Consider the following 250-nt stretch of genomic DNA (forward strand, 5'->3'; position numbering starts at 1 on the left):
GAAGAATTGACCACCGATTCACTGGGAAATTTATACATCGGAGACTTTGGCAACAATGCCAACGAAAGAAACGATCTTGTCATTTATAAAGTGGATAGCCTTCAACTCACCAAAAAGGAACCCAACGCGAAGAAAATTGCTTTTGCCTATCCGGAACAAAAAGACTTTCCCCCTAAAACGGACAGTCTGTATTTTGACACCGAAGGAATGATCCATTGGCAAGGCCAACTCTACATTTTTACCAAAAACA

At 40.8% G+C, this 250-nt stretch carries 1 pseudogene; it reads left to right on the forward strand.

What is annotated here, in order from left to right:
- Window positions 1-250 (forward strand): annotated as a pseudogene (locus tag ACRHNM_RS17565) (hypothetical protein); the annotation flags it as partial.

The sequence above is a fragment of the Psychroserpens mesophilus genome (assembly GCF_050617655.1).
Taxonomy (GTDB): domain Bacteria; phylum Bacteroidota; class Bacteroidia; order Flavobacteriales; family Flavobacteriaceae; genus Psychroserpens; species Psychroserpens mesophilus_A.